General features: G+C 70.0%; 2 protein-coding genes and 1 pseudogene. All 3 read left to right on the top strand.

The features are described from left to right. On the top strand, positions 1–1,433 hold a 1,433-nt coding region (locus QN345_RS16700; RefSeq protein WP_323508913.1), incomplete at its 5' end, for an aldehyde dehydrogenase family protein. Between the two features lie 117 nt (positions 1,434–1,550). Beyond that, positions 1,551–3,137: an AMP-binding protein gene (locus QN345_RS16695; protein WP_416173118.1), complete on the top strand. Its 1,587-nt coding sequence runs from the start codon at positions 1,551–1,553 to the stop codon at positions 3,135–3,137. 120 nt (positions 3,138–3,257) lie between these two features. Further along, positions 3,258–3,784 (top strand): annotated as a pseudogene (locus QN345_RS16690) (hypothetical protein); the annotation flags it as partial.

Here is a 3,784-nt window from a genome sequence, read left to right as displayed (position 1 = left end):
CGATCCCGCCGCTCGACGTGCTCTACGAGCTGATCGCGCACAACCGGGTCTCGGTGCTCAAACTCAATCCCGTGCTCCCGGGCACTCCCTTCGAGGCGCTCCTGCTGCACGGGTTCTCCGCTGAGGCCTGGCTCAGGCCGGGCGTGACCGAGGAGGAGGCGCGCTCGCGTGCCGGGCTCGGCCAGCGGCATCCGTCCAGCACCGGGGGAGTCGGTCTCGTGCTGGGAGCCGGCAACATCACGTCGATCCCGCCGCTCGACGTGCTCTACGAGCTGATCGCGCACAACCGGGTCTCGGTGCTCAAACTCAATCCCGTGCTCGACGCCCTCTCTCCGGTCTACACGGATGCCTTCGCCCCCCTCATCGAGGCGGGACTGCTCTCGATCGTCTCGGGCGGCGCGGCGGTCGGAGGGTACCTCGCCCACCACGAGGGCGTAAGCCACGTGCACATCACCGGAAGTGCGGCGACCCACGATGTCGTCGTCTTCGGCCCGGGCGCAGAGGGCCGCGCCCGGCGCGCCGCCGGCACCCCGCTGCTGCAGAAGCCCATCACGAGCGAGCTCGGCGGGGTCGCGCCGATCATCGTCCTCCCCGGGAAATGGAGTCGACGGGACGTGATCTTCCAGGCCGAGCACGTGGCCACCCAGCGCCTGCACAACGGCGGCTACAACTGCATCGCCGGTCAGGTGGTCGTGCTCAGCCGCGAATGGCCGCAGAAGGCGGAATTCCTCGCGGCGCTCCGGGCGGCCCTGGCCGCGGCGCCCGCACGGCCGCCCTGGTACCCGGGCAGCGACGCCCGGGTACACGCCGCGCTCGCCGCCTACCCCGAGGCCACCCGGCTCGGCCCGGACGGCGGTCGTCTGCTGATCGAGGCGGGCACGGCAGACCCAGCCGCGCTCATCGGCGTCGAGGCCTTCGCTCCCGTGCTCGGCGTCATCGAACTCGACGGGACCGGACAGGCCTTCCTCGACGCCGCGGTCACCGCGGCAAACGAGGACTTCCTCGGCACCCTCGGCGCGAACATCCTCGGCACCCCGGCCACGATCCGCCGGCTCGGCACGGGGTTCACCGCTGCGCTCGAGCGCCTGCGCTACGGCACGATCGCCGTCAACGCCTGGACAGGCGTGGGGTTCCTCACCGCGGCAGCGCCGTGGGGGGCCTTCCCCGGCCACTCGCTCACCGACGTGCAGAGCGGCATCGGCGTTGTGCACAACGCGCTCCTGCTCGCCGACACCGAACGCACCATCGTCCGCGGTCCGTTCCGGCCCTTCCCCCGTTCGGTCTGGCACGGCGAATTCGCGCTCTTCCCGAAGCCGCCGTGGTTCGTCAGCGCGCGGAGCGCGCCGAAGACCAGCCGACTCCTGACCGAATTCGTCAGCCGGCCGTCCTGGTGGAAGACGCCCGCGATCCTCCTTTCGGCCTTCCGGGCATGACTCTCGACCGGGTATATGCCTGGCTTCGATATGCCTGAGTCGCTCCATGCCAGTCCCGACATATACCTGCCCAGTACCCTGCCCCGCTCGCACACCGTATCGAAGGAGATACCGATGATCATCGCCAGCACGCACCCCGACGTCGAGATCCCCGACCTCAGCGTCTACGACTACCTGTTCGGCTCGATCACCGAGGAGGACAGGGACCGCACCGCCATGATCGACGCGGCCACCGGCCTGTCGACGAGCTACCGCGAGCTCCTTGCCGGCATCGACGCCGTTGCCGGCGCCCTCTTTGCCCGGGGAATCGGCCTCGGAGACGTCGTCGCCCTGCACGCCCCGAACTCGACAGCCTTCGCGATCATGTTCCACGGCATCCTCCGTGCCGGCGCGACCGCGACGACCATCAACTCCCTCTACGGCGCCGCCGAGATCGCCTCCCAGCTGCGCGACTCGCAGGCAAGGCTGCTCTTCACCGTCACACCGTTCCTGCCCCAGGCGAGCGAGGCGGCCACGCTCGCCGGCCTGGCGGCGGATGCCGTGGCCCTGCTCGATCACGACGGCTCGCGACTGTCCCTCGCCGACCTCATCCTGGAGGGTCACCCCGCGCCGGTCGTGGTGTTCGACCCGGCAACCCACGTCGCCGTGCTGCCCTATTCCTCCGGAACCACCGGCAGGCCGAAGGGTGTCATCCTCACCCACCGCAACCTCGTGGCCAACGTCGCCCAGGCGATTCCGGTGCTCGAGGGCACCCCGGACGACCGCGTTCTCGCCGTCCTGCCGTTCTTCCACATCTACGGGATGACGGTGCTGCTCAACATCGCCCTCGCGGCCCGCGAGACGGTCATCACGATGGCCCGCTTCGAGCTCCCGGAATTCCTCCGGCTGATCCAGGACTACCGGGCCACCTACGTGTTCATCGCGCCGCCGATCGCCGTGGCCCTTGCGAAGCATCCGCTCGTGGACGACTACGACCTGTCGAGCCTGCGGACCCTGTTCTCCGGCGCCGCGCCGCTCGACGCCTCGCTCGCCCACGCCGTCGCCGACCGCCTCGGCTGCCAGGTGCGCCAGGGCTACGGCATGAGTGAGCTGAGCCCGATCTCGCACGCGATGCCCCGGGGCCGCGATGACATCCCGCACGGCGTCGTCGGCCTCGCCCTCCCGAACATCGAGTGCAAGCTCGTCGACCCGGAGACCGGGCTCGCCATCGCGCTTCCCGATGTCGGGGTGAGCGAACCGGGCGAACTGCTCGTGCGCGGCCCGAACGTGATGCTCGGCTACCTCGGCAACGAGCAGGCGACCCGGGAGATCCTCGAAGATGACGGCTTCCTGCACACCGGCGACATCGCGACCGTGAGCGCTGAGGGATACGTGACGATCATCGACCGCCTCAAGGAGCTGATCAAGTACAAGGGCTACCAGGTCGCGCCCGCCGAACTCGAGGCCCTGCTGCTCAGCCACCCCGCGATCGCGGACGCCGCGGTCGTCGGAGCAGTGGATGCCGACGGCCAGGAGGTGCCGAAGGCCTTCGTCGTCGTGCTTCCCGGCCACGTGCTCACGCCGGAGGACGTGATGACCTTCGTCGCCGAGCGGGTGGCGCCGCACAAGAAGGTGCGGCAGGTGGCGTTCATCGACGTCATTCCCAAGTCCACGTCCGGCAAGATCCTGCGGAAGGACCTGCGCGCGCTCGCCCCCACGCCGTGAGCGGATGCGGCGTGCTGGGAGTTCGCCCAGCGCGCCCGGATTGCCTGCCCGCGGCCGTGCGAGCCGTGCCGGACGGACGTAGGATCTGACTATGAATCGCGACACTCAGGGGTCGTTCTCATGACTCCCCGAAACTTCACGAAGTGGCTTCCGGCCATCGTCATCCCCGCCGTCATCGCCGTCGGCGCGCTCGCCGTCCCCCTCACCGCGGGGGCGGCCGTAGACCTGCCAGACAAGACGCCTGCGCAGGTGCTCGCGCTCGTCGGCACCAGCACCGTCGACGCGCTCTCCGGAACCATCGAACAGACCTCGGAGCTCGGCCTGCCCGAGTTGCCGACGACCGGGCCGACCGCGAGCGGGAACGCCGGCGCCGCCTCCGCGCTCGAACTCCTGACCGGCTCGCACACCGGGCGGGTCTACCTCAACGGGCCGGACAACATCCGCCTGCAGGTGCTCGACAACCTCGCCGAACGCGACCTCGTGCGCAACGGCAGTGACGTCTGGCTCTACAACTCGAAGGACAACTCTGCAGCGCACGTGACCCTGCCGGCGAAGGACGCCGCGGACACGGACGCGACCACCCACGGCGGCATGGCCACGCCGGAGGAGGTCGCTGCGAAGTTCCTCGCCGCGGTCGACCCGAGCAC

The sequence above is a fragment of the Cryobacterium sp. 10I1 genome (genome assembly GCF_035019805.1).
Taxonomy (GTDB): Bacteria; Actinomycetota; Actinomycetes; order Actinomycetales; family Microbacteriaceae; genus Cryobacterium; species Cryobacterium glucosi.
This window is presented reverse-complemented; position numbering and strand designations above follow the sequence as displayed.